At 60.1% G+C, this 21370-nt stretch carries 34 protein-coding genes; 11 read left to right on the forward strand and 23 right to left on the reverse strand.

Annotated features, from left to right (window positions below):
- Positions 1-6 precede the first annotated feature (6 nt).
- The 22 genes from K408_RS41950 to K408_RS0107535 form a co-directional block, all read right to left on the reverse strand.
- The gene (locus K408_RS41950) at positions 7-2052 is read right to left on the reverse strand and encodes a phage tail protein (protein ID WP_155248310.1); all 2046 of its coding nucleotides are present in this window, start codon (positions 2050-2052) and stop codon (positions 7-9) included.
- Positions 2053-2279: 227 nt separating this feature from the next.
- On the reverse strand, positions 2280-2882 hold the full coding sequence (locus tag K408_RS0107430; protein WP_024337983.1) for a phage connector family protein: 603 nt from the start codon (positions 2880-2882) through the stop codon (positions 2280-2282).
- A complete protein-coding gene (locus K408_RS0107435; protein WP_029673977.1) occupies positions 2882-3412 on the reverse strand; it encodes an HNH endonuclease in 531 nt (176 codons plus the stop codon). Before K408_RS0107435 ends, K408_RS0107430 begins: the two co-directional genes overlap by 1 nt.
- A 310-nt stretch (positions 3413-3722) precedes the next feature.
- Complete coding sequence (locus tag K408_RS0107440; RefSeq protein ID WP_024337985.1) at positions 3723-4715, reverse strand: major capsid protein; 993 nt, start codon at positions 4713-4715, stop codon at positions 3723-3725.
- A gap of 45 nt (positions 4716-4760) precedes the next feature.
- Entirely contained in the window at positions 4761-5633 is an 873-nt protein-coding gene (locus K408_RS0107445; protein ID WP_024337986.1) for a hypothetical protein, read from the reverse strand.
- Between the two features lie 23 nt (positions 5634-5656).
- The gene (locus tag K408_RS0107450) at positions 5657-5935 is read right to left on the reverse strand and encodes a hypothetical protein (RefSeq protein ID WP_155248311.1); all 279 of its coding nucleotides are present in this window, start codon (positions 5933-5935) and stop codon (positions 5657-5659) included.
- Positions 5936-5951: 16 nt separating this feature from the next.
- Positions 5952-6215 carry a hypothetical protein gene (locus K408_RS0107455; RefSeq protein WP_024337988.1) on the reverse strand — a complete coding sequence of 88 codons (264 nt, stop codon included), beginning with the start codon at positions 6213-6215 and terminating at the stop codon, positions 5952-5954.
- Positions 6212-7924: a portal protein gene (locus K408_RS37735; RefSeq protein ID WP_024337989.1), complete on the reverse strand. Its 1713-nt coding sequence runs from the start codon at positions 7922-7924 to the stop codon at positions 6212-6214. Before K408_RS37735 ends, K408_RS0107455 begins: the two co-directional genes overlap by 4 nt.
- 157 nt (positions 7925-8081) lie before the next feature.
- Complete coding sequence (locus tag K408_RS37740) at positions 8082-8609, reverse strand: GNAT family N-acetyltransferase (RefSeq protein WP_024337990.1); 528 nt, start codon at positions 8607-8609, stop codon at positions 8082-8084.
- Positions 8609-8776 (reverse strand): hypothetical protein, encoded by a 168-nt coding sequence (locus K408_RS41955; RefSeq protein WP_155248312.1) that lies wholly within the window; start codon positions 8774-8776, stop codon positions 8609-8611. The genes K408_RS37740 and K408_RS41955 overlap by 1 nt, the downstream gene beginning before the upstream one ends.
- A complete protein-coding gene (locus tag K408_RS37745) occupies positions 8776-10233 on the reverse strand; it encodes a terminase large subunit domain-containing protein (protein WP_024337991.1) in 1458 nt (485 codons plus the stop codon). Before K408_RS37745 ends, K408_RS41955 begins: the two co-directional genes overlap by 1 nt.
- On the reverse strand, positions 10163-10747 hold the full coding sequence (locus tag K408_RS37750; protein ID WP_024337992.1) for a terminase small subunit: 585 nt from the start codon (positions 10745-10747) through the stop codon (positions 10163-10165). The genes K408_RS37745 and K408_RS37750 overlap by 71 nt, the downstream gene beginning before the upstream one ends.
- Before the next feature lie 2 nt (positions 10748-10749).
- A complete protein-coding gene (locus K408_RS0107490) occupies positions 10750-11193 on the reverse strand; it encodes a hypothetical protein (protein ID WP_024337993.1) in 444 nt (147 codons plus the stop codon).
- 356 nt (positions 11194-11549) lie between these two features.
- Entirely contained in the window at positions 11550-11990 is a 441-nt protein-coding gene (gene nusG / locus K408_RS0107495) for a transcription termination/antitermination protein NusG (protein ID WP_024337994.1), read from the reverse strand.
- Positions 11987-12184 (reverse strand): response regulator transcription factor, encoded by a 198-nt coding sequence (locus K408_RS0107500; protein ID WP_024337995.1) that lies wholly within the window; start codon positions 12182-12184, stop codon positions 11987-11989. Before K408_RS0107500 ends, nusG begins: the two co-directional genes overlap by 4 nt.
- A 174-nt stretch (positions 12185-12358) precedes the next feature.
- Positions 12359-13288: an LvrA C-terminal domain-related protein gene (locus K408_RS40225; protein ID WP_024337996.1), complete on the reverse strand. Its 930-nt coding sequence runs from the start codon at positions 13286-13288 to the stop codon at positions 12359-12361.
- On the reverse strand, positions 13272-13823 hold the full coding sequence (locus K408_RS37760; protein ID WP_024337997.1) for a DUF559 domain-containing protein: 552 nt from the start codon (positions 13821-13823) through the stop codon (positions 13272-13274). Before K408_RS37760 ends, K408_RS40225 begins: the two co-directional genes overlap by 17 nt.
- Entirely contained in the window at positions 13823-14068 is a 246-nt protein-coding gene (locus K408_RS0107515; protein ID WP_024337998.1) for a DUF2312 domain-containing protein, read from the reverse strand. The genes K408_RS37760 and K408_RS0107515 overlap by 1 nt, the downstream gene beginning before the upstream one ends.
- Positions 14031-14270 (reverse strand): hypothetical protein, encoded by a 240-nt coding sequence (locus tag K408_RS41960; protein ID WP_155248313.1) that lies wholly within the window; start codon positions 14268-14270, stop codon positions 14031-14033. The genes K408_RS0107515 and K408_RS41960 overlap by 38 nt, the downstream gene beginning before the upstream one ends.
- A gap of 127 nt (positions 14271-14397) precedes the next feature.
- Positions 14398-14916, reverse strand: a complete 519-nt coding sequence (locus K408_RS37765) for an HNH endonuclease signature motif containing protein (RefSeq protein WP_051160648.1) — start codon at positions 14914-14916, stop codon at positions 14398-14400.
- Positions 14913-15416: a helix-turn-helix domain-containing protein gene (locus tag K408_RS0107530; protein WP_024338001.1), complete on the reverse strand. Its 504-nt coding sequence runs from the start codon at positions 15414-15416 to the stop codon at positions 14913-14915. The genes K408_RS37765 and K408_RS0107530 overlap by 4 nt, the downstream gene beginning before the upstream one ends.
- Positions 15417-15446: 30 nt before the next feature.
- Positions 15447-15704 carry a hypothetical protein gene (locus K408_RS0107535; RefSeq protein WP_155248314.1) on the reverse strand — a complete coding sequence of 86 codons (258 nt, stop codon included), beginning with the start codon at positions 15702-15704 and terminating at the stop codon, positions 15447-15449.
- Positions 15705-15845: 141 nt separating this feature from the next.
- Between K408_RS0107535 and K408_RS41965 the strand changes: the two genes are divergently transcribed.
- Both K408_RS41965 and K408_RS0107545 read left to right on the forward strand, forming a co-directional pair.
- Complete coding sequence (locus tag K408_RS41965; protein ID WP_155248315.1) at positions 15846-16076, forward strand: hypothetical protein; 231 nt, start codon at positions 15846-15848, stop codon at positions 16074-16076.
- Between the two features lie 257 nt (positions 16077-16333).
- Positions 16334-16579 carry a hypothetical protein gene (locus tag K408_RS0107545; protein WP_024338003.1) on the forward strand — a complete coding sequence of 82 codons (246 nt, stop codon included), beginning with the start codon at positions 16334-16336 and terminating at the stop codon, positions 16577-16579.
- Here the strand turns inward: K408_RS0107545 and K408_RS0107550 are convergent.
- The gene (locus K408_RS0107550; protein WP_024338004.1) at positions 16573-16773 is read right to left on the reverse strand and encodes an XRE family transcriptional regulator; all 201 of its coding nucleotides are present in this window, start codon (positions 16771-16773) and stop codon (positions 16573-16575) included. The two genes, K408_RS0107545 and K408_RS0107550, sit on opposite strands and share 7 nt — an antisense overlap.
- 94 nt (positions 16774-16867) lie before the next feature.
- On the opposite strand from K408_RS0107550, the gene K408_RS0107555 reads away from it, so the two are divergent.
- The 9 genes from K408_RS0107555 (at position 16868) to K408_RS0107605 (ending at position 21364) form a co-directional block, all read left to right on the forward strand.
- The gene (locus tag K408_RS0107555; protein WP_080654838.1) at positions 16868-17233 is read left to right on the forward strand and encodes a helix-turn-helix domain-containing protein; all 366 of its coding nucleotides are present in this window, start codon (positions 16868-16870) and stop codon (positions 17231-17233) included.
- A gap of 131 nt (positions 17234-17364) precedes the next feature.
- Complete coding sequence (locus K408_RS0107560) at positions 17365-17637, forward strand: hypothetical protein (protein ID WP_024338006.1); 273 nt, start codon at positions 17365-17367, stop codon at positions 17635-17637.
- 76 nt (positions 17638-17713) lie between these two features.
- A complete protein-coding gene (locus tag K408_RS41970) occupies positions 17714-17881 on the forward strand; it encodes a hypothetical protein (protein ID WP_155248316.1) in 168 nt (55 codons plus the stop codon).
- Positions 17878-18837, forward strand: coding sequence for a hypothetical protein (locus K408_RS0107575; protein ID WP_024338007.1), 960 nt, complete (start codon positions 17878-17880; stop codon positions 18835-18837). Before K408_RS41970 ends, K408_RS0107575 begins: the two co-directional genes overlap by 4 nt.
- Before the next feature lie 158 nt (positions 18838-18995).
- Positions 18996-19685: a recombinase RecT gene (locus tag K408_RS0107580; RefSeq protein ID WP_245265880.1), complete on the forward strand. Its 690-nt coding sequence runs from the start codon at positions 18996-18998 to the stop codon at positions 19683-19685.
- Positions 19682-20167 (forward strand): recombination protein NinB, encoded by a 486-nt coding sequence (locus tag K408_RS37770; protein WP_024338009.1) that lies wholly within the window; start codon positions 19682-19684, stop codon positions 20165-20167. Before K408_RS0107580 ends, K408_RS37770 begins: the two co-directional genes overlap by 4 nt.
- The gene (locus K408_RS0107590) at positions 20164-20520 is read left to right on the forward strand and encodes an HNH endonuclease (protein WP_024338010.1); all 357 of its coding nucleotides are present in this window, start codon (positions 20164-20166) and stop codon (positions 20518-20520) included. The genes K408_RS37770 and K408_RS0107590 overlap by 4 nt, the downstream gene beginning before the upstream one ends.
- A 156-nt stretch (positions 20521-20676) precedes the next feature.
- On the forward strand, positions 20677-20985 hold the full coding sequence (locus K408_RS0107600) for a hypothetical protein (protein ID WP_155248317.1): 309 nt from the start codon (positions 20677-20679) through the stop codon (positions 20983-20985).
- The gene (locus K408_RS0107605) at positions 20963-21364 is read left to right on the forward strand and encodes a hypothetical protein (protein ID WP_024338012.1); all 402 of its coding nucleotides are present in this window, start codon (positions 20963-20965) and stop codon (positions 21362-21364) included. Before K408_RS0107600 ends, K408_RS0107605 begins: the two co-directional genes overlap by 23 nt.
- Positions 21365-21370 lie beyond the last annotated feature (6 nt).

The following is a 21370-nucleotide window of genomic DNA, read 5'->3' on the forward strand; positions in this document are numbered from 1 at the left end:
CGCACATTATGAACCCTCACTATCGAAGCCGGGGATAATGGCCCGGATGGTGCACGGCACTGGATCTGGAGCTTCAATCCTCAATCGCCCCTGACCCTCCCACGTGTCATCAAGCTTCACTTCGTCCAGATTGCCGGTATAGAGCGAGACAACATCGGACGCCGCGGCCACAGTGTTCCGGCCGGCGCGCTGGAGCTCAAATCCATCCCTCGATGCAGACCGAACATAGATGTTCGCGCTTTCCAAGACCGACAGGATCACCGAGTTGATCCGCTTACGACGGCCCATAACAGAGCCGTCGCGCCCGCCCACATCAAGCTCCAGCGTTTCCGCCACCGCAGTATAGGGCAATCCAACATGCCATTTCGAAGCCGCGACCGGGATCGTCACAGCGCCGTCGCTCACAACCTTGTCACGGTAAACGACGCCATCAGCAAGGATAGATACGGTCTCGCCCTCGAGATGGTCGAGCCCAGAAACTGACGTCACTTCCGACCCATCATAAGTCAGTCCGGAATCAACGAGAAACGCATTTTCGGCGTCATCATATTCAAATCCAGGCTGCAGAACCTCAATGTAGCGCCGCGTCGCGCCTCCAATCGTACGCTTTACAACCAGCCAGATATCGTCTGAACCCGACTGTCCAGGCGTCGCCGCTACCCATTCCACTACCCCATGATCGAGATTGCCAAATGATCCACCCAGCTTGTGACGATGCCAACCCCTGACGTTCTGGTCGGCCTCAAAAGTCATCCCAGCGAACTGACCGTCATCCAAGCCCATCCAAAAAATCTGATCTGTCTCGCTCTGATAGCACAGCGATGAAATGCCAAGTTTCGGTATATGCTCTGAGATGATGCTGATCGGAGCCGTGGAATAGCCATTGCGCTCAAGAGAGAAGTTCATCTCAACAACAGATTTCCGATCGAAGCCTACATAAACGAACGTAGAACCCGCCTTAACGGGTGGGACGCTCGAGCACCGCTTGGTTGGAGATCCACGCGTTTTGAATTTTGAGGGTGTCAGCTGTTGATCAGCCCCACCACCCGAAAGCGTCCTAACCCCGCCGATCGTGCCTATGATTAGAAATCCGTCCGACTCTTCCAGCCAAGTAATCTCACGCGCGCCGGCAAACTGGAATGAGATCGCATCATCATCATCAGCCCCACCACGAAAGGATGTGAAGTCAAATGTTTTGGAACCGTAAACAGAATATTTCTGACCAAAGGTCAGCCGCTCCTCGAATATCTTCACCGAGCGTGGATATCCTCCATCACCTCCAAACCCGCCCAAACTCCACCGATACGATTTGTTTCCGGACCCAACAACTTCAGTTGGGAACGTGGAAAGCACGGATGCAGTAGCTGATAAACCATCTACAGCAACAGCCGTAATGCGCGCCACGCCAAACCCAGAATGCAGATAGGTCCACTGCACGCCGTAATTATCATCGAACGCGCTTGCAGAACCGTCGTAAGCCTCTCCGGTCTCCGAACCGCCGTCCCACTCGGCACCTTCCAAATGGGTTGGTGGCGTTCCGCCCATACGCACCTTTCCGGTCACGGTAAGGGGAGCTGTCGCCTGATATACATTCCCGTTGTGGCGTCGGTAGATCGGCGTTCCAGACACGCCAGAAGTCGTTAAGAACCCGCCAGACTCCCAAGGCTTCCATGCCTCATAGGTTTCGACCTGGATTTTGACGAGTTGACCGATCATTTCTGAGGTGAATACCGCAGCATCGGCCGTCAATGTAACGGTGCCTGTTGCAGCACTCGCATACATTTTTACGGACTCGTCAGAATTCCCGGCGGCAAACGGACCATCAGTCAGACTGACCTCATCCAACGTCCAACTTGTGTTCGATGAACGCGTGATCCTCCGAGGAGCATAGCTGGGATGTGTCAAATATAGAACGTCACCAGATTGTTCGAACTGGAGATCAACCACATCTGCATACGGATATGGCGTCGTCACCTCAACAACATCCGACCCATTTAGGATCGGCCCACCGTAAGCATACACCCTGAAATACAAATTCCCGAAGAACAGCATGTAAGCCTGATCCTCTGAGAAGACGAATGGGATCGGTCGCTCCTGCTGTGAACTTGACGTCTCGCCAGCGAAGTATGTTCCACCACGCTTGCGGATGCCACCATGCGGCAGGGTTATGAAGTTCTCGCACGTCCTCAGGGCTGACCGATAGAGATCTAGCGACGCCCGCGCGTGAAGGCGCGGCGAAATCTCACCCCTGACAAAGCTATCCTGAGATGGAAAAAGCGTCATCGAACGTCAGACCAATCGCCGCGCTGCTGCGCCCAGGACGGAACGGTCGCCGCCGAGCTTGCCACAATCGAGTTAATGCGACGGGCTTCTGAGATTGCTTCGTTGTAGACGACCTGAGCTCCCTGCAGAACGCTTGGCTTGTTCGTCAGCGGCATGGCGATTTTCATCGCGAGCCGCGCGGCTAGGGCTTCAACAAAGAGCGGATCCCAATCAGCAGGATCGGTCAGGTTGGCGATGTAGCGAACAAGGCGCGGGCCGGAATAGTTGGTCAGGAGAAGCCCGCCCTCGTGCTTGAACGGGATGCGGGCGCCCTCAGCCTCTCCGGTATCCGTCAGCGGAAGAACGCGCAGCGCATCGTCCGGAACGGAATAGCCATATCCATAAACGTCGCCGGTCGGTGCGTCGGCCTCCGGATCAAGCTCGACCCTGAAGATCGCAAACGACCATGCGTTCTTCATCAGTTCAGATTGCCGGGTCGTTTCATAGTGAAGATTGAGCAGGCGCGCCGCCTTGGTATTGTCGTCCAGGCTGTCGATTGGCGCCTCGACAAGAATGCCGAGCGCCATGTTCGCAAGATCTTCTACGGTAACGCTTGCCATCAGCCGTAACTCGCAAACGAGCCATGCAGTCGATCTGCGGCAGCCCGATAGGCTTCATGGGCTTCCTCGGCAGTGTCAAAGCTGCCGATTGTCTTTGCTTTGCGGTTGACTTGGATCGTCGCCCTGAAGCGACCATCTCGGCAGGAAACGCCCTTCAACCCGGTCTTGTTATTGCGGTAAATGGACCTATTCATGCCGTTTTGTGGCAATGAACAAGCGCGCAGGTTGTCGATCCGGTTGTCAGATCGAGTGAGATTCTTGTGGTCAATCTGTTCCGGCTCAGTCCCGCGAACCATTTTCCAGATGATGCGGTGACCGAAAAAAAGTTTGCCGTTCAGTTTGACGACCAAATAACCCTGAACACTGATATTGCCCGCAGACTTACCGGCCCATTTGGTGTTGAAGCAACGCCGATGCTTATCTCGCACGAAGTGATGGAGTGGGCGGTTCTTCCAGACGAGTGTCCCTGTCATGCCGTCATACGAGAAACATTCGCGCAGATAATCCGGTGAGGGCAACGTATTCGCCATGGTCAGCCCTTGATCACGTTAGGGTGCAGGACCGGACGCCGACTGACCTCTTCCTTACGTCTGGCGCCAAGACGAGGCGGACGATGCAAATCAGCAGTAGGATCAACAGCAGCGCGCCGAAAGCCTTCGCGAGCGCGTTCGAGCGGCTTGATCGGCGCCGCCTGAGTAGGCTCGGGCTGCTGCACCGGCTCATTTGGCCGTTGCTTCCTGGGGCGGCCAGGCGGGTTTCCCGTCGGCTTGTAAGGCATCGATCGTCCTCATCAAGGAGTGAGAGGCGGCCCGTAGGCCGCCCCGGCTTGCGCATCGGAGGTTACGATTCAGTCGTACGCAGGAACACGAAGCCCGTGTTCTTGATGTCAGTCGCCGTCCGATTCCAGTTGGCCGCAGCAGCCAACTCGGTGTCGGTCGGGAAGACGCCAGCCACGGAGCCGTGCAGCCAGTCGAAGCCGCGCGGATGGATGATCATCTGCCGGCGAGCAACCAGCTCGGTCACGCCGCCGCCGTGCGCCTGGCGCGGCTTGCGGTCGGTCTCGATCGGGCCGCCCTCGGTATTGACCGGGAGTTCGTCGTAAACGACGGCGCCCGGCTTGAAGATGATCGCGTTGTACTCGTTCGAGCCGGTCTTCGTGATACCGTCGTCGACGATCACACGCAGGCCCTGATAGGTCGGGATCATCATGCCGCCCTGCTCGGAGGGGGGCATGTAGTCGATCAGGTCCGCCTTCTTCAGAACCTTCATCTGCTTGGAGTGCATCAGCACGCCGACGAAGCGGTCCGCCTGGTCGCCGTGCAGGTACGCCGCATCGATCAGGTCGGTGTCGACGATCGAGGCATTGGTGTCGCGGATCATGTCGCTGGAGTCGTTCGCGATGTTGTCGGCGAGAACGCCGGCTATCGAGGCGAGCACCATCTTCTTGATCGCACGCTGCCAGTAGTCGGTCTGGCGATCCGCAATGACCTTGCCCGGATCATCGCCGGCGAGAACCGCCGTCAGATCGGGCCAGGCCCACGCCTGAGCGCGCATCTGGCGAAGCGCAGTCTCGGAGCGGGTGAGCAGCTTCTTCGTCTCGATCGAATCCGACGGATCGTCGTTGATCGGCTCAGAAGCATCGCCAGTGATGTCCTTCCAACCCGGCAGTTCGACGAACTTGCCACCCTCGCCGAACTTGCCGGCGATCATGGGATCGGTGCCGAGGAGGCCCGCCTGGAAAATGTCGAGGACTTCGACATGCTTTTCAAACGAGTAACGAGCGTAAGGAGTCGGCAGGATTACGTCAGAAATCCTGGTATATGCGTCAGCCATTGAGGCAGTCCCTTCAGAAAGGGCACGGCCGCGTGAATTGGAGTGCTACCTTCTGGGCACCCAATGGTCAGGATCAACGCCTGCTTCACGCGCTAAACGCCGCGCCTTGTCAGGGTCGCTTTTCACCAGGGCTGTAATCTGCGTGAGGTTCTTTTCACCCTTGAAGGGATTCGGCCCACCTTGGCCGCCCTCGCCGTCAATCGTGTCCTCGGCGAACATCTTCTCGCCGATTTGCGAAAACGCCACCGCCAGAGCCGGGTCGGTCAGAGCGCCATCGTTGAGGATGATGCCCGACTTCTTGAAGCTCTCGACAAGCCCGAGCTTCTTCAGAGCCCGGTTTGCCAGTTCGTGCTTGGCCTTGAAGGTCTCGGAATCCTGCGGACCCCATTCCTTCGCCAGCGCGTCAGCAGTAGTTTCGACGGCCTTGGTCAATGCTGTCACGTGCGCCTTGGCCTGTTCAGCCTGGGCGAGCGCGAAAGCATCGTGCAAGGATTGAGCCTGCTTGCCGTTCAAGCCTGCCTGATGAGCCCACGTCTTGAAGCTGCCCGCAAGGGCCTCGTCATACGGGAGATCAGCCGGCAGCCCGTCTGGCCGCTTCAGCTCATATGCATCTGGCTTTTCCGGACGCCCGATTTTGGAATAGAACTTATCCCATTCCGCAGCCGGCGCGTCATCGGCAGGGCGGCGGACCGAAGAACCGATGATCGATTCCTGGTTGACGGCTGCCTTAGCCAGATCCTCTACAGATTTGTAGCCCTTTGTCTCGACCCATTTCCGGGTGCCTTCATCTTGAAGACCGGCGAAAGGCGATGCTGCCGCAGCGGCGGACCCGTTATCCGCTCCGGCGTTCTGCGTGTCAGGGGTGCCCGCCGACGCAGCAGATTGCTGCGCCACGGACCCTGCGTCCGCGGTAGTCATGAAAAACCTCGATTGTTGGAGTGCTATTCCTCGGCAAACCCAAAGCGCGCGATCCGCTCCAAGCGGAGCATTTCGCTTTCGTTCAGGCTGGCGAAGCTCGAAACCACGGCGAACAAGGCACGCTTGCCGTTCAACTCATGGCAATTGATCTCATATCCCTCGGTCGTGCCGGTCTCGGCCTTCCATGCGGCGACCGACGGCACGCCATAGAAGCCGGCGCGGCGCGCAAGGTCGGTCAATACGATCAGGCCGTCACCACGGCGCGGCGCATCACTGAAGAGGCGGGCATAGGCCAGCCGCACTTCGGCGGCTTGCTGCTCACTCGTCGTCATCGCCGGTGATCCGGTGGACATATTCATGCTCGAGCCAGTTGATGGCGCCGAGCATTTCGTAGACGTTCATGTGCTCGCCGGCCCAGCAGGACAGGCGGCTGCCGTCGGACGTGAACCCCGTCCCGACGAAGTTTTGCAGCTGACCGGACTTCGCCATGGCGAGCATGTCTTCCAGCGCCTCAACGAGGGCCTTGTTTGGCTCGCCTAGCTGAAGCGGACGGTTGCCGGAAATGCTGATTACGTTGCTCATTGCGGCGCCGCCGCGCCAAGGTTCGGGATGAGGCCGGCATCAGCCGCTTGCGCCATGGCGGGCACGGCATCCTTGGCGACGCCAGCCGCCGCCTGAGCCGCGGCAAGGCCCTGCTGAGCTTGCGCCGCGCGTGCCTGCTGCGCCCGGAACTCAGTGACCTCTTCCTTACGCTTGAGAATGGATTGCGGCGCGCGGCCGGCAGAGTGGAACACCCGCAAGCTCTCGTCCTCATCGAGGTTATCGAGCACGCCAGGCTTGGCCTGTGCCAGTTGCGCCGCAAAGCTCCAGGTCTCGACAACAGCCTTTGCTTCACCTGCCTTCCGTAGGATGTCGAGCGGAGACGTGAATTGAACCCTGATGCTCTTGCCCTGAAGCGACTGCGGCGGGACGAACCGGCTATCCGGCTCATAAAGCCCCTTGCTTTCGAGGATTGAAAGCTCGCGGTCAGTCTGCATCGAGAGACCGTTCTGGATGCTTGATCCGGCCGGGCCAAGCAGCGCGCCCTTCTCCTCCTGCCTGATCAGCGCCTCGGTCGCGGTCTGATTGCCGGGCTTGGAGACCAGCGTCTGGAACAGGTTGACGTAAAGCCCCTCCTGGATCGTGTTGCGGCTTTGCTCGATATACTGGAACGCATAGTCCGGACGTGCGCCCGTGACGATCGGCTGAGCCATCAGGCGCCCATTGTCGTCGATCAGGCCGGGATGGCGCGAGCCGGGATCCAGCGGCGGAAGCCAGTCGACCTTGCTACCGAGGGCGAGCGCAGGATCGGTGATGCCCTGCAAGCCGCGCAGCGTGCCCTTCCTGACGGCGTTGATCTCGCGGACCTCAGTCAGCAGCTCAATGACCGGGCTGGTGCCGTAGTCATCGCCATCATCCCTGCCCCAATTGAAGCAGGCCACCGGGAATGACTGAAAATCCTTCTCCTTGACGATTTTCTCATCCTGGCAAACCACATGGTAAGACCGGAATGGCCCTTCCAGGTAGATCGGAGCGCCGCCGACACGGGCCACCTTGCGGTCATAGTTCGGGCAAATGGCGTGGACGAACTCGATAAGCTCGTCGCATTGCTTCGGGTTCTTAGCCATTTCGATGATTTTGGCCGGCAGTTTGTCGCCAAACATCTGATATGCGACGCGAGCGGAACGCTTATAGCGCCGGTGCAGCGTGTCGACCTCGCCCCATTTGTTGCGGGCGATCCAAACCTCGGCCACCGGTAGCGAGCGATAGCGAATATACCGGCCGCTGAAATCCTCTTCGGCATAGAGATAGGCCGGGCCGAACCGAACAATATTCGCATAGCATGCCTGCATGGCCGGCACGTAGCCCGAACCGGGCGAATAGCGGATCGAGAACAGGAAATCGCGGACCTTCTCGGCCCATTCCTTTTCCTCGTCGGTTTCCTCGTCGTCCATGGCCGCGGTCGTGAGGCCCTGCCACTTATCGTTCTGTGGCGTGATCAAGCTTTCGAGGCCCGCGGCAAGCCGGCGGCCACCGGTACGAACCGTCGTGTCATAGACCCGGCGCGTGCGGCGATCGGTGCGCGTGACCTGATTATCCGACCGACCCGCCGAAAACGCATGGCGAAGCGGCTCCGGCGCATCCGGAGCGCAGTATTCCGCGACGTCCTTCCATACGGACTCGTAATCCTTGCGCGTGTCCTCGAGCTGAGACTGACGCGACAGGATCTCTCTGGCGGTTACTTCAGCCATTTACTGACCCAGCACCACGGATTTAACGGGGTTCAGCACCGGCCGCGCGCTGGCGACGTCGCTAGATTTCAGGTCGGACACGATGTTGGCTTGCGAACCGCCACGGGCCGCAGCCAGCCGACGGGCTTCGTCAGACTGCTGCTGAGCTTGGAAGCTATCAGGCTGCGGCGTGCGCGGCGCCGGCGCTGGCGTCGGCATTGATGGAGTGTTGAACAGGCACATAGGTTTCCCTTGTCCAATCGTAGAGGACGAAGTCCTCGCCACCCTTGCCGTATGCCGGCAGGTAGCAGCGAAACTGCCCGCCGATCCGCTCTAGGAAGTGGCGGGCTTGTCTGTGTCGCGCCAGCGCGCGAGCCTCGACCCTGAGCGCGCCAGCCTCATAAACGGCCGGTTGCAGCTGCTCGGTGATGAAGCGGACCATGACCGGCAGACATTTCGTCAGCCGATCCGTGCCCCAGCTCCAAGCTATCCAGTAACCTTTGCGGACCTGACCGCATCCGAAGGCGGCCTCAGGATTTCCGTTCAGCTCGACGCAGAACGCGAAGTCTCGGAGCGACATGGCCGCGATAGCAGGCGCGCTCCATTCATCTAGTTGCGCCTCGACCTCAGCCCGATCGGCCGCCCTCATATGCGCCGCGATATAGGACAGGTCGCGGAACGTGGCGTCGACCACGCTGGTGAACATCACATGCCTTCAAGCGGATCAGCCTGCCGGATGTCGCGCGGCCGGATCACGATCCGAGCATTGTCAGCGTCGAGATGCGTGTCGCATTCCTCGCAGCGCCTGCGCTCGATGTCATCGCGATAAGGATGGTCCTTGCCGCAGAGCTTGCAGCGCACAACGGCCGGCATCAGAAATGCTCCAGCGGATCCGCGCCGAGCGGGTTGCGCGCCGCGGCCTTCTTCCTGTTCTCAGCCCGAAGCGCCGGCGGCAGCAGAGCATGGCGCAACATCATGATCCCGTAGCGCGTGGCAGAGAGCAAGTCGTCGGCTTCCTTGACGATCTTGCCGTCCTTGCGATGATAGAGGCGAAACTCCTCAAACCATTCAGCCAGGTTCGAGAAGACCTTGAGCCGGCCGGTCTGCATCCTATCCAGCATGTCGAAGACGCCGGCCTCGACACCATTTGTCCCATCCGGGAACGTTGCGCGGCTGCCCAGCATGTTGAGCCCGTGGCTCTCATACTGCTTCGCCAGCTGCTCACCAGAGCCCTTATCGTGCTGCAAGCCGTCATGCGGCCATGCCCACGGAATCCAGTTTCCCCAGGCTTTCAAGGCCGCAGCGTGCAGGATCGGCGTTTCCTGCCGTGCGCGATATGCCTTGGTCACATAGACCACGTCGCCTTCAGGATCGAACGTGATCTCCACAGCAGCGAACGGGTGGTCCCACCCGAAATCCATGCCGCCGATCTTCGGCCAGTAAACCGGCATCTGGAACGGGGCGACCGTGATTTCCTCTTCCGCGATCGGGAAGATGCGACCTGAACCGAGAACCGGCGTCCCCTTGGACCGCGCCTCTCGTTCATGTGCCGGAAAGCTCGCGATGATGCGCGCCCGTTCCTCTGCAGGAATGTGCAGAGCATCATCAATGGTCATGTTTGTGTCGTGGCGATCGCTCGAATTCTCGGTCAAGAAGCGCCTCACCACTTCCGACATGCCGAGCAACGGCGTGAACGTCAGATAGACGAGACCGCCCGTCGCGATCGTGCGCGCCAAGCCCTCGTCATAGATATCCTGCGGCGGCTCCTCATCGAACCATACCACATCAACCGGCGGGCCCTGCCACTTCTGGCGGCCCTGCTCGTAATACTTGAAGCGCAGCGTCGACAGTCCGCCCGATTTGTGCCGGACCTTCACATAGTCCAACAGGTCCGAGACGCCGCGCGCCGGCGCCGTGTCGACGATGCGGTCGGCAGGGATGGTGCCCTTGCCCTGGTCGCCGACGTTCCCAAGCAGAACACGCTGCGGATTGTCGCGCGTGGTCTCTCCGGTGACGCCCGCCGCCCACATGACGACTGGCTTTTCGAAGCGGCGACCAACCCACCAGGACGGATAGTCTCCGGTCAGATGATAGGCGCCCTCGCAACCGCCGCAGAACGTCTTGCCGTTCTGATTTCCGGCGCGCAGAAGTCGCTCGCGAAACTTAGCGCCAGCCGCATGGAACACCTTCTGCTTCTCATACGGCCCGTAAAGAGCCAGCCGGTTGCGGTCGGCAAGCTCAAGATCCTTCCATAGCGCGTCAAGCTGATCCGGCGACAGCGCCGATACGATCGACTCCCAATTCTTTGACGCGGCCGAGGATACGTTCACGCTTCTGTTCCGTGGTCAATTCGTCAAACTCGCCGGGCTTCCCGACCTCAGAGCGATCAATAAACATGCCCAGATGCTTACCGATGTCGACCAGGGCCGCCCGCTTGTCAGCCAGCTTGAACTTCACCTTGCGAACGTCGCGAGTCTGCCCCCCGCGCGCATCCTTGAAATCCTCGACCGTGACCTCTTGAAGTGCTGCGGCCTGATCACGCGTCAGAGCGCTGAAATCGAGGCAGGGGTCACCGTCCGCGCCCACCCGCATATAGTCAGCCATGTTGGCGAAACCGAGCTTAGCAAGCTCCCTGAGCACATTCTCGACGGTGATCTCTGCCCTCTCGGCCCCTTTGGCCAAGATTTCATGCACGCGTGTTGAAATGTGTTCCTCGCGCGCAAGCGCAGCCGCATTGTGCCGGTTCTCTTTGTACCCGGCCTCGACATAAGCATCACTGGCGGGCTTCCCCGCCGCGAGGGCTTGAGCGAAGCGCTCATGGCGGGGGTTGTTGAGGATGGGCAAGGCTACTGCATATCCGCAAGGCGCGCCGCACCCTGACCGGCAGGATTGCCGTGAGCGGCCTTGTCCTCAGCATCGCGCCAGCCAAAGCCGTCGACGCTCTCGAACTCTCCACCCTCGCGCATGCCGATCATGACGCCGGGGCCGACCTGCTGATAGGTGTACTTCTCGGCGTTCTCATTGCCCTCCGCAGCGAGGCTGCCGTCGACCTCAGGCGGGCCGTTCTCCATGATGGAGATGTTGATGACCTCCTTGCGGGGATCCTTGTCGAAGATGCCGTCGGTTTCCTTGAGAGTGGCCCAGCGGTTCGTAGCCACAGCCGCAGCGCGCGCGCCGACGGTGTCCTTGACCGAAAGAGCCTTATTCGCCGAAGTCGTGCGAGCGGGCTTCTCTGCCTCGCCTGCGGCGTCTTTGGCGGCCGAGCGTTTCGCAACTGATTTCTTCGCCATGTGACTTGTCCCTGAGTTGGGGTTTACCCGCTCAGATGCGGGGCGCATGAAAAACTTGCTGACGGGGTTTTACGTTCCGAAGCGGCCCGGTTTGCTCACAAACTGCTTTCGGGCACGAAAGCGAATGTCCGGGCCGCTCCGAAGTGAAAGGAAAAAGCCCCGGCTCTGGGGGACAGGAGCCGGGGCGTGAAGTCTAGGGAGGAAACGCCCAAGAAACGTCGGAAGGCCCGACAAGGAAACGGCAAAGCTATCCGTCTGGCTTGAACCGCTTGCGGCAAGCCCGGCGGAAAGGCCAATGACCACTTCACCGTTGGGGTTTTCTCGCATGTTCCAAACCGATTTGCCTATTGTGGAAACTACATAGACGCGAGGTTACGCAGACGTTTTCCAGGTCGGGGTTTGCGGCTGGTCTTGCGCGCTACCGGCTTCGGCCTCTCGCCGCGGAAATACTTGGTGTACCGCGGCGGGTCGGTGCGATTGTATTCGCCGCCGGCATGACCGAGCACTATGCGAAACATCTCGGAATCGCGGACGCGCTGCGCACGATGGTTCGGGTTCGACGGGACATGGTAGATCCCATGGATATCCGGGATGCCAGCCCAATCGTCGCCATCGGTCTGAAAGAACACATACCCGGTGAAGATCGGACGCTCCGTCACGTGGTCCCGTCCATCAACCTTCTGACAACGCGCATAAGTCGGCAAAAACGCGCCGTGGTTCGTCTTCTCGATCTCCCGGCGGGCGATGTGCTCCATCTTCGAAACCGTCTGCGCGACCGTCCAATAGCGCTCCGTCATACCTCGGCTCCAAGCATCTTGCGGGTGAGTTCCACGGCGTTGCGAACGCCCATCTTCTCGAAAACGTTGGCCCGGTGGGTCTCCACCGTCCGGTGATCAATCCCCAGCTTCGCCGCGATCTCCTTGTTGCTCCAGCCCTTGACCACCAGCTCGCAAACAGCTTCCTGCTTCGCTGTCAGCCGATCCCCGTCCATGCGCTGCTTTCCTTTCCTGGTAAGCTCGTAACCACTCTCTCGACCTCTCCAGCCGCTCTTGCGCGTCGGTGCGCGTGGGCTGGCGGATGCCGGTGTCGGGCGCGACCGTTCTTTGCGTTTTCTGCAAAGAAGTCTTCGGCGGCTCTCTCACCGAGCCGTCTGAGGGATCGCGGATCATTGGATACCCTTCCCGTGAAGCAGCTTCTCCACATCAGCGACCATGTTGGCCTCATAGCCGGGCGGCCACTTGGACGGGAATCGCCAACCTCCCTTGCGGTTGCGGGGATATGGCTTCCCGAGATGCTGCTTGCCGTACTCGTCCCAAGCCTCAAGCTGGAGCTGATCCAAGACCTCGATCATGCCGTCATCCGCAGCGAACGCGGTCGCCGCATGGTCGGACCAGCGCTGTTGGTTCAGCCAAGTGATCGCCTGGGGGATGAACTGCGTTCCAATCTTGCCGCGTCTGGACTCCTCTGCCGCTAGACGCTTGGCTGCGTCGATCATCGCGTCAGGGTCAACCCCCGTCTTCGTGAGCGCGTTGAACTTCTGCTCTGCCGGCTTCCGTGGATTGGGCCCGTCTCGGCGTGGGTAAGCCTTCCAAAATTCTTCGAACTTCGAATCCTCCACGGGTCGCGTCGCGTCAGCGACCGACCGAGAGACTTTTCCTTTCCCTTCCCCTTCCCTTCTCTTCCCTTCCCCTTGGACTTGCACAAGGGGCGTGGCCCTCGCGTCATCCACGCGTGCCTCACGCGTCAAGATGTTGTTTTCGTCAGGCTCGGGTATGTCCGACGCTTTTTCGCGGTTGTTGATGACCTGGTGTTGATGCCAGCTCGGAATGTGCCCGTATTCCTTGCCGTCAACTTCGTACTTCACGATGAAGCCACGCGTCATCAACGCGTCGAGCACGCGTGAAAAGTCGCATTCGTCGTAAGGAAGGCAGTCGAGCTTGAGCTGACGGGCCGACCAACGAAAGCGCCCCTCCCTATCAGCGGCGGTCCAGAGGCCGGCAAACGCCAACCGTAGCGGGAGTTTGGTTTCCTTCTCCGCTTCATACAGGGCTTCATGCCTGAAGAACTCAGGTTTGATGCTACGAATGCGAGCCACGCGAGCCCCCGTGAACGAAGTCGAAGATTTCCTTGGCGCATTCGTCGGCGCCGCGGTGGATCTGCGAGCCAGTGAACCGCATAGTCAGGTAGCCGCGATCATGCGCAGCCTGGTCTTTGCGCATGTCGTGGCTGATCTGGTTCACAGACGAATGATAGTCCTTACCGTCGCATTCGATCAGCAGCGCGCCGCTGGTCCTCGGGTTATAGATTGCCCAATCCGAGCGATAGATCGCCCATTTGAACTGCGGCACAAGCAGCAATCCCCTTGCATCCTGAGACGGCTCCGAGGCCAGCAGCAGAGGCTTTCCATTGTGCTGGAAGCACAGGATTATTGCCGCACCAAGGATTGTCTCAATCGGGCTGTCGGCCGTGCGATTGGCTTCCATAGCCACCCGAGCACGTTCCACTACGCTGGCGAAGGCGCTTCCGATCGCTACAGGCTTGAACTCGCCAATAATCTCCTCGGAGCCCTGGACGTATGGCCGCGGGAGCGGATAGCCGTCATCATCCAGGCCATCATCATATCGAGGCATCAGTCGATCCCAAGTTCGCCGCGGTAAAGATCAACCAGAGCTTCGCGGTTGCGGCGCTTCTCTGCGTCCTCGCGCTGGGCTCGGATGATCGCCCGCAATGCTGGGATATCAAATCCGGACGATTTCGCTTCCGCAAAAACGTCGCGGATGTCCGCGGACACCTCGTCTCGGCTGTCCATCAGGTTGTTGATGCGCTCGACCAGCGCCTTAAGCTGTCCGTTGTGACCCTGCGCTGGAGTGTCCATTTGCGCTCTCTGTGTTGGCGGTGACGGGAACGCGGTGGAAACTCTGGCGAAGCATGAGCGGAACGCCGTCGCTCAGGATATTTCGCATGTGGTCCGGACCCAGCTCGATCTGGATCAGATCCTCCGAGCCGAAGAGTTGGAAGTTCAGGACATAGCGGCCGGCGTCCGGAGACGTGAGCCAGGCGAGCTTTGCGATGCTCATGCGCGCAGCTCCCGCCTGATCTGAGTAACCCGCTCGAGCACATGCACGCGGTGCCGGAGCCGATCGCGCGACTTCGGAGAGGCTTTGCGGAGCGCGTCCTTACGACGCTTCAATAGGTCGCGGAGTTTCATGCTGTCCTCGCAAATTCGCCGAAATGCTCGATAGCGGCTTGTGCATAAGCCGCGTGCGCCTCTTCAGCTGTGTGGAAGTACCCCAAGAAGATAAGCTTCTCGCCTACCTTGATCTGGCTGCGCCACTTCTTGCCCTTGTGGGCTGCGTGATAGTAGGCACCCTTAAGGCCAGATCGATTGTTGGACTGAACACGCTTGTTCTGCTTCTGTTGGCGTGACGTAGCCAAGCGAAGGTTAGCTATAGCGTTGTTGGTCGGGTTGCCGTCGATATGGTCGATTTCACCGCCACCGATCGTCGGGCCGTGCATATAAATCCATGCGAGCCGATGTGCGCCCATTTGGGCATGCCCAGGCGCGCCGATCATGATATAGCCTCGGTTCAGCGCTCCCGCAGGTTTGCCCAATAGATGCGGATTAGTGTAATGAACCTTCTTCCAAGTAAAGACGCCCGTTTCGGGGTTGTAGTCGAAATGCTCGCGCAGCAGCGATTGAGATGGCAGTTCCCGGATCTTCAACGAAACTGCTCCTCCAATTCAGAGATGGTTCGCGCAACTTCTTTGTCGCTATCAATCAAGCGCTCCATCTTCCTTATGCCAAAGAGCACGGTCGTGTGGTCACGCCCCCCCAAGCGTCGTCCAATCTCTGGAAGACTGCGAGATGTGAGTTTGCGCGCTAGATAAAAGCAAGTCTGCCGAGCCCTGACCAATTGCGCGAGGCGCCGCGACGATTCCAGTTCGTTCATCGAGATGTTGAATCGCTTGGCGACACACTTGCCGATCTCTCTGATCGTCGGCTTGCGCGGCCCCTCCTCGATTTCGGTCACGATTTCAGCGATAGCCATGCTGGGCGCCGGCGGCGCGGGCTCTGGCGGCGCTTCCAGAACCACGACCGGCGAGACCGTCCGAAACTCGTCCCCGTGAAACTGCACTAACCGCGACAAGAGCGCGTTGCACGAGTGCATGTTCTTGGCGCGCAGACCTTCCTGATATGTCTTGAATTGCTGACTCTCTTCCATCACTTCCCCCGTTTCAGAAACTCGCGCATCCTAAGTTGCGCCGCGATCCGTTCTTTTCGCTGCGTCCACCAGTAGACCAGCGCTTTCCAAAGCCGCATCAATCTCTTCCTTGAGCTTGCGTTCTCGGTCTCCTGCCTGTTCGACGCGCTCACACACCCGGCGGTAAACCTGGATGAGGTTGATCCCCACACTGAAGCGAGGCTCTGCGGCCTCCTGCGATGAAATGTACTTGCGTACCCACTCGGCCGACGCGCCGACCATCTGGCCGACCGTGTGATAGGCGACCATTCGCGATCCTGTGCGCCGCTCCTCGCGCTCGACTAGCGCCGCTGCGGCGCTCCTTGTGATGCTGACTGCCCCGTTCATTGGTTTACGCTTCCCACTAATTGGTCTCATTTCCCCAACGCTCCATGCTTGAATCATCAAGTCATGAAGCAATTCGACAACGACAACGACCCATTCACATTCACGACGCTCGGCGCTGCAACGCTGAACGTCGTTAGGTGGTTAGAACAAGACAGACAGAAGCCAGCGGCAGGCGATCAAGATCAGGCCCCAGGCAATGAAATTGACAAGCAGCGCGAACACGACCGCTTTGTTGAGACGCGCTTGAGAGAGATTGAGAGGTTCGAGCGCAGGTATTTGCGCAATCGACCCTGAAGGCATGCGGACTATTTCGGTGCGGTGATTGTATTGCTTCTTCGCACCACCACCCGGCGCGTCAGTGCTTATCCCCGTGAGGCTGGCGCGCCGGTTCATGCTTCACCCGCAGCGGTTGCATTTGTTCCAAATCGGGAAACATCCGATGCCAAATTTTCCCGCTCCTGCGACGCAAGTTCACTTGCGCGTGCGCCGCGCATTGTGGTTGCATTGTGACGCGCACATTTCGCGCCAACAACCAGCGCGGGGAAATTGGAATGACCCAGGATTTCGCGGAGGAATTTGCCGGCCTGCCTACTTACTTCGTTACGAATGCGCGCACCGAGGCGTTCGGGCACAACGTCCGCGTCTATCACTGGGAGAAGCGTGGAAGCATCCTGGCTCCGCAGTTCATTGCGGTACTGCCAGCGGCAGAACTCGTGATGATCAACCGAGATATCCGCGAAGCAGTGTCGCGGATATTGCTCGGAGGAGGTCAGGAGGTCGGCGCGAGCGCTCATTGAGCGGCCTCGAGCGTCAGGTAATCGTCGGCCGTCGAGGCGCCCTGCGTAAACTCCACGATCTTCTCAATGGTCGGCCAGTCAGGCCGTACCTTGCGGCGCCGAATCCGGCTCACCGTTACGCGCGTTTTGCCGATGCCGGCCGCGACGGCGTCGTCATCGAGGTTGTGAAGTGTCATGTAATCCGAGAGGTGCATGACGGATGTTGTACGCTAGGCGTACATAAGCCGTCAAGCACTTTGTACGCACCGTGTCATTTTCCCGGAACACCGGACCGTGCATGATGCGTACATGGCAAAACGACCCCAAAAACCGGCGCCGAAGCCAAGATTACGGCCCCTTTATCAAAAGACCTTCATCCGGGCATGGCGGGAACACCGCGAGATGTCCCAGGAGGAACTTGCCTATAAGGTGGGCGAGTATCTGCGGGAAGCCGGGATCAGTGAGAAGGGTTACAGCTACGCAAGCATTGGCCGGATCGAGAATGGCCGCATGCCATACTCCCAACCCATCATGGAGGGCATCGCTGACGCCCTGGGCGTGACCGTGGCGACGCTGATTGCCGAGCCGCCCCCACAGGAGGGCGAGGAAATGCCACCGGACAGGGAAACCCTGATCCAGCTCTGGCACGACGTTAGGCGCACAGTCCGCCGCTGACACAAGTTAACCCGCTGATTCTAGCGGGTTTTCTTTTGCCGAAAAAATATGTACGCCAGACGTACGATTTTCCTTGCGGCGTATGTACGCATGGTGTACGTTCGTTTCCATCAGATCGACGGGGAAACGATATGCTCCAGCGCACACCATCCCGGCTCATAGCCGTCAGCAACCTGCTCAATCAGGACACCGGCAAGCTTAACCGCGATGTCTACGAGGCGCTGGTGCGCCGCGAGGCAATGCGGACCTTCGCGAGCTGCGCGCCGCGCTATCTCCGCGAGGCTTCCAAGCTCTACCGCGGATATGTCGCTGATCAAGTCATCGCTTGGCGCCAGGCGCGCGGCCTGCCCGTAGCGACCTTGATGATCTCGCCCTTCTCTGGCGGCTTCGGGAGTGCGTTCTGATGCTCCGCGCCCTATCCGAACTCGCCTCTCTCAGCCTCTTCCTCTCGATGATCTTCGTGGTGGGAGTGACGCTGCAATGAGCCCCGATACCCGCGCGATCGTCCGAGCGATCCAAGAGCAATTCCACCAGATCATGAATGCCGATCCGCAAGAGAAGCGCCGGCTGATCGATCTGATTTTCGACTACGAAACCGTACAGCAGTCCGTCGCCGAGGCGATGGCCGAACCGGAGTTAGCCGCATGAATTTGCCCGCCGAGAACGTGAAGCCCGCCGCGCCAGATCAATACGACTTTTGGCGCCGCCGCATGGCCGGCGAGGTTGTTCCGATCCACGATGGCGAGCCGCAGGCCGGCTTCTATCGCACCAAGACGAAGGACGGCACTTGGCACCCGGTCGCCTATTGGTTTGGCCGTGATGGCGCGTTGCGCTGCCGTGTCGGCACGCAAGACATAAACGAGCAGACCGCAGCCGAGCGCTGGCCGTACATTTCCAAGACCCCGATCTCGCACGAGGTCTACAAGGCCGTGCTCGCCGGAGAGCCGTGGCCGGATCAGCACGAGGCTGTGATCCGCGACCGCGCCAACTCGACGGGCGCCGAGGACGAGAACTCTTTTGAGGGGTTGAAGGATCGGATCGAGGATCTGGCGCGCGATGCTCAGAAGCTGATCGAAGCCGGACCGGCTGCCGACCAGTCCGCGGCAGACCGCGCCTCCGACCTGGCGAACCGTCTCGCCGAGCTTCAAAAGTCGGCCGACGCCGCTCGCGCCGCCGAGAAGAAGCCGCTGGACGAGCAAGTCGCCGCCGTACAGGCGAAGTGGAAGCCGCTGCTTGGCGCCGCCGACATCTACAAGCGCATCAAGGCCGCAGTGATCACGCCGTTCCTGGTAGCCGAGGCCGCCAAGGTGCGCGCCGCCGAGGAAGCGGCTCGCAAGGCTGCTGAAGAGGCTGCCAAGACCGGCCAAGTCATTCCCGAGGCGCAGCCGCAGCGCGCAGCTCCGAAGGCAGGGAGCGGTGGCCGTCGTTCTGTTGCGCTCCGCACGGTCAAGGTCGTGACCATCACCGACCGGCCCGCGCTGCTCGCCTTCTTTGCCGACAACCCGCTGATCACCGAGGCGCTCCAGAAGATGGCCGAGAAGGCCGTCGCTGCCGGCGTCAACGTGCCCGGCGTCGCCGTCACCGAAGAGCAGAGGGCCGCCTGATGTCTAACGTTGTAGCAGTTGAGCCCCGTCCCAGCCTGGTCACGGGCAACCGTCCCGCCGCGATCGTGCCGACCGACATGGATTCCGCATATCGCCTGGGCAAAGCAATCTGCCTCGCCGGCATGGCGCCCAAGGGGATGGACACGCCAGAGAAGTGCATGATCGCCATCATGCGCGGCATGGAGGTCGGTCTGACGCCGTTCATGGCGCTCGACAAAATCGCCATAGTCAACGGCCGGCCTACGATCTGGGGTGATGGTGCCATTGGCCTAGTGCGTGGCTCCGGCCTCTGCGAGTTCATCAAGGAGCGCATCGAGGGCTCAGGCGACGCGCGCATGGCTGTATGCGAGGCCAAGCGACGCGGCGAGCCCGAGCCGATCCGCCGCACGTTCTCAGTGGCCGACGCGAAGAAAGCCGGCCTTTGGGGCAAGCAAGGACCGTGGCAGCAGTATCCGGAGCGCATGCTTCAGATGCGCGCCCGTGCCTTTGCGCTCCGCGACGGCTTCGCAGACGTTCTCGGTGGCCTGTACCTGCGCGAGGAAATCGAAGACGCGCAGCCGATGCGGGACATCACGCCGCGGGAGGAACCGCCAGCCCCTCCTTCCGCGGCGCAGATCTCGCCGAAGGCCGATGATCCGCCAGCGCCTGAAGCGCCTGAAGAAGTAGCGGCCGACGATGGCGACGACATGGTTGCGTTCATCACGGCCAAACTGATGGAAGCGCAATCCGTCGAGGCCCTGAACGAAGTTTGGGACAAGCACGTTACGCCGATCGAGCGTGACCTGTTCCCGCATGACCAGGAAAACCTCATGTCGATCTTCCGCAAGCGAGAGGCGGAATTAGCATGAGCCGGGCTCAGCTTACCCTTTGCGATCGGTCTGTTCGTGAGCGCGCGATGCGATGGATCGAGCAGGCGCCGGCGGGGACGCGCGTCATCTTCAAGGACTCCAAACGGACCACTGCGCAAAACGATCGTATGTGGGCGATGCTGACTGACGTTGCCACGCAGAAGGAGCACGCAGGCCGTAAGTACACTCCCGATCAGTGGAAGGTGCTCTTCATGCACGCTTGCGGTAGGGAGGTGCAATTCATCCCCTCACTGGACAACTCCACCTTCATTCCGTGGGGCCAGTCATCATCTGATCTGTCGAAGAAGGAAATGACGGACCTGATCGACTTCATCCACGCCTGGGGCGCCCAGAATGGCGTTACCTTCCACGACGATATTTCGAACGTGCCGAGCTTTCCCCCCTGCCCCCCGCTCGGCACCAGTGGGGACGACGCAGTGGTGATGCCTGCGTCGTCCCCGCGCAGGGAGGTCGCAGCATGAGCCGGCGCGAGTTCTCCAAGGAAGTGAAGCGCCAGGCGCTCAAGCGCGCCGCCGGCCAGTGCGAAGCCGAAGGATGCGGCGCTCTGTTCGGCGTCAAGTTTCACTTTGACCATGTCATTGCGGACGGGCTCGGCGGCGAACCGACATTGGAGAACTGCGCCGTGCTCTGCCACGTCTGCCACGGCGAAAAGACGCGCAAGCATGACGTGCCGCGCATCGCCAAGATGAAGCGCATCCGCGACAAGCACAGCGGCATCACCGCTCCGCGCGGCAAGATCCAGAGCAGAGGCTTTGCGAAGGCACCTCCACAGCGGAAAGCGTCGGCGCCAATCGAGAAGTGGAGAGGTTTCTGATGATCAGCCAGCCCTTCATCAACCAAGCGATCTTCTGGGCCTTCGTGATCGTGTTCAGCATCGGGATTGTGGCGATCCTTGAACTCGCGTTGTTCGCCGTTCGGCGGCGCTAGGTCCGCGCACTTCAGGAGAATGAGAATGTCTGTGACAGACAACGTGATCAAGCTGAAACGCCGGCCGCGCCCGTTGCGCAAAACATACCAGCCGAACGCGCCATACGAGGTTGAGCGGATCGACCACGATGACGGCGAAATCGTCTACGAGGTCATGGACATGCGGCCCGACACCTACCGGCGGGTTTGCTTCGCCAGCGACGACCAGGGGCGCAACGGCTACGCCAAGCACGACGCTGAGCAGATCGCTCGCGGCCTCAACCTTCTAGTTCAGTACGGCAAGGAAAGCCTTCCCGCCGTGAAAGACAACGACTTTTCAGATCTGGGGGATGAAGATGACGACGATTTCTGACATCTACGCGGCGATCAATCCGATGCCGGCCATGCTTTCGGCAAAGGGAAAGGTGATGCCTGATGTCACCTTCATGATCCACGCGAACGCTCGCATTACGATCCACATGAACTGGAAGAAGCCTTTCGCCCCCCATGATTGGGAGACGGATTGCGAATGCTTCTCGGGAGATACTTTCGAGGAATCGCTTGAGCGGGCGATCACCTTTATCAACGAGCTCCCATCGGCAGAACAGGCGAAGCTCCACCACTTCATGGGCAAGCTCGGCAACCTGATCGACGCCGGCAAGGATGCGGGGATCGCTGTCGATTACCTGAACCCGCTGCTGGACACGATGAAGCGGCTTTCCGCGAACGTGATCACCCACCGGCCGGCATAGCCCTTC

Source organism: Bradyrhizobium sp. in8p8, assembly GCF_000426845.1.
Lineage (GTDB): Bacteria > Pseudomonadota > Alphaproteobacteria > Rhizobiales > Xanthobacteraceae > Bradyrhizobium > Bradyrhizobium japonicum_C.

What these genes read in the sequence shown, in the direction of transcription:
- K408_RS41950 (WP_155248310.1), bottom strand. Translation starts at nt 2,052, where the DNA reads ATGCTGTTCTTCGGGAATTTGTATTTCAGGGTGTATGCTTACGGTGGG.
- K408_RS0107430 (WP_024337983.1), bottom strand. Translation starts at nt 2,882, where the DNA reads ATGGCAAGCGTTACCGTAGAAGATCTTGCGAACATGGCGCTCGGCATT.
- K408_RS0107435 (WP_029673977.1), bottom strand. Translation starts at nt 3,412, where the DNA reads ATGGCGAATACGTTGCCCTCACCGGATTATCTGCGCGAATGTTTCTCG.
- K408_RS0107440 (WP_024337985.1), bottom strand. Translation starts at nt 4,715, where the DNA reads ATGGCTGACGCATATACCAGGATTTCTGACGTAATCCTGCCGACTCCT.
- K408_RS0107445 (WP_024337986.1), bottom strand. Translation starts at nt 5,633, where the DNA reads ATGACTACCGCGGACGCAGGGTCCGTGGCGCAGCAATCTGCTGCGTCG.
- K408_RS0107455 (WP_024337988.1), bottom strand. Translation starts at nt 6,215, where the DNA reads ATGAGCAACGTAATCAGCATTTCCGGCAACCGTCCGCTTCAGCTAGGC.
- K408_RS37735 (WP_024337989.1), bottom strand. Translation starts at nt 7,924, where the DNA reads ATGGCTGAAGTAACCGCCAGAGAGATCCTGTCGCGTCAGTCTCAGCTC.
- K408_RS37740 (WP_024337990.1), bottom strand. Translation starts at nt 8,609, where the DNA reads ATGTTCACCAGCGTGGTCGACGCCACGTTCCGCGACCTGTCCTATATC.
- K408_RS41955 (WP_155248312.1), bottom strand. Translation starts at nt 8,776, where the DNA reads ATGCCGGCCGTTGTGCGCTGCAAGCTCTGCGGCAAGGACCATCCTTAT.
- K408_RS0107490 (WP_024337993.1), bottom strand. Translation starts at nt 11,193, where the DNA reads ATGGCGAAGAAATCAGTTGCGAAACGCTCGGCCGCCAAAGACGCCGCA.
- nusG (WP_024337994.1), bottom strand. Translation starts at nt 11,990, where the DNA reads ATGACGGAGCGCTATTGGACGGTCGCGCAGACGGTTTCGAAGATGGAG.
- K408_RS0107500 (WP_024337995.1), bottom strand. Translation starts at nt 12,184, where the DNA reads ATGGACGGGGATCGGCTGACAGCGAAGCAGGAAGCTGTTTGCGAGCTG.
- K408_RS37760 (WP_024337997.1), bottom strand. Translation starts at nt 13,823, where the DNA reads ATGCCTCGATATGATGATGGCCTGGATGATGACGGCTATCCGCTCCCG.
- K408_RS0107515 (WP_024337998.1), bottom strand. Translation starts at nt 14,068, where the DNA reads ATGGACACTCCAGCGCAGGGTCACAACGGACAGCTTAAGGCGCTGGTC.
- K408_RS41960 (WP_155248313.1), bottom strand. Translation starts at nt 14,270, where the DNA reads ATGAGCATCGCAAAGCTCGCCTGGCTCACGTCTCCGGACGCCGGCCGC.
- K408_RS0107530 (WP_024338001.1), bottom strand. Translation starts at nt 15,416, where the DNA reads ATGGAAGAGAGTCAGCAATTCAAGACATATCAGGAAGGTCTGCGCGCC.
- K408_RS0107535 (WP_155248314.1), bottom strand. Translation starts at nt 15,704, where the DNA reads ATGGTCGCCTATCACACGGTCGGCCAGATGGTCGGCGCGTCGGCCGAG.
- K408_RS41965 (WP_155248315.1), top strand. Translation starts at nt 15,846, where the DNA reads ATGAAGCAATTCGACAACGACAACGACCCATTCACATTCACGACGCTC.
- K408_RS0107545 (WP_024338003.1), top strand. Translation starts at nt 16,334, where the DNA reads ATGACCCAGGATTTCGCGGAGGAATTTGCCGGCCTGCCTACTTACTTC.
- K408_RS0107550 (WP_024338004.1), bottom strand. Translation starts at nt 16,773, where the DNA reads ATGCACCTCTCGGATTACATGACACTTCACAACCTCGATGACGACGCC.
- K408_RS0107555 (WP_080654838.1), top strand. Translation starts at nt 16,868, where the DNA reads ATGGCAAAACGACCCCAAAAACCGGCGCCGAAGCCAAGATTACGGCCC.
- K408_RS0107560 (WP_024338006.1), top strand. Translation starts at nt 17,365, where the DNA reads ATGCTCCAGCGCACACCATCCCGGCTCATAGCCGTCAGCAACCTGCTC.
- K408_RS41970 (WP_155248316.1), top strand. Translation starts at nt 17,714, where the DNA reads ATGAGCCCCGATACCCGCGCGATCGTCCGAGCGATCCAAGAGCAATTC.
- K408_RS0107575 (WP_024338007.1), top strand. Translation starts at nt 17,878, where the DNA reads ATGAATTTGCCCGCCGAGAACGTGAAGCCCGCCGCGCCAGATCAATAC.
- K408_RS0107580 (WP_245265880.1), top strand. Translation starts at nt 18,996, where the DNA reads ATGATCGCCATCATGCGCGGCATGGAGGTCGGTCTGACGCCGTTCATG.
- K408_RS37770 (WP_024338009.1), top strand. Translation starts at nt 19,682, where the DNA reads ATGAGCCGGGCTCAGCTTACCCTTTGCGATCGGTCTGTTCGTGAGCGC.
- K408_RS0107590 (WP_024338010.1), top strand. Translation starts at nt 20,164, where the DNA reads ATGAGCCGGCGCGAGTTCTCCAAGGAAGTGAAGCGCCAGGCGCTCAAG.
- K408_RS0107605 (WP_024338012.1), top strand. Translation starts at nt 20,963, where the DNA reads ATGAAGATGACGACGATTTCTGACATCTACGCGGCGATCAATCCGATG.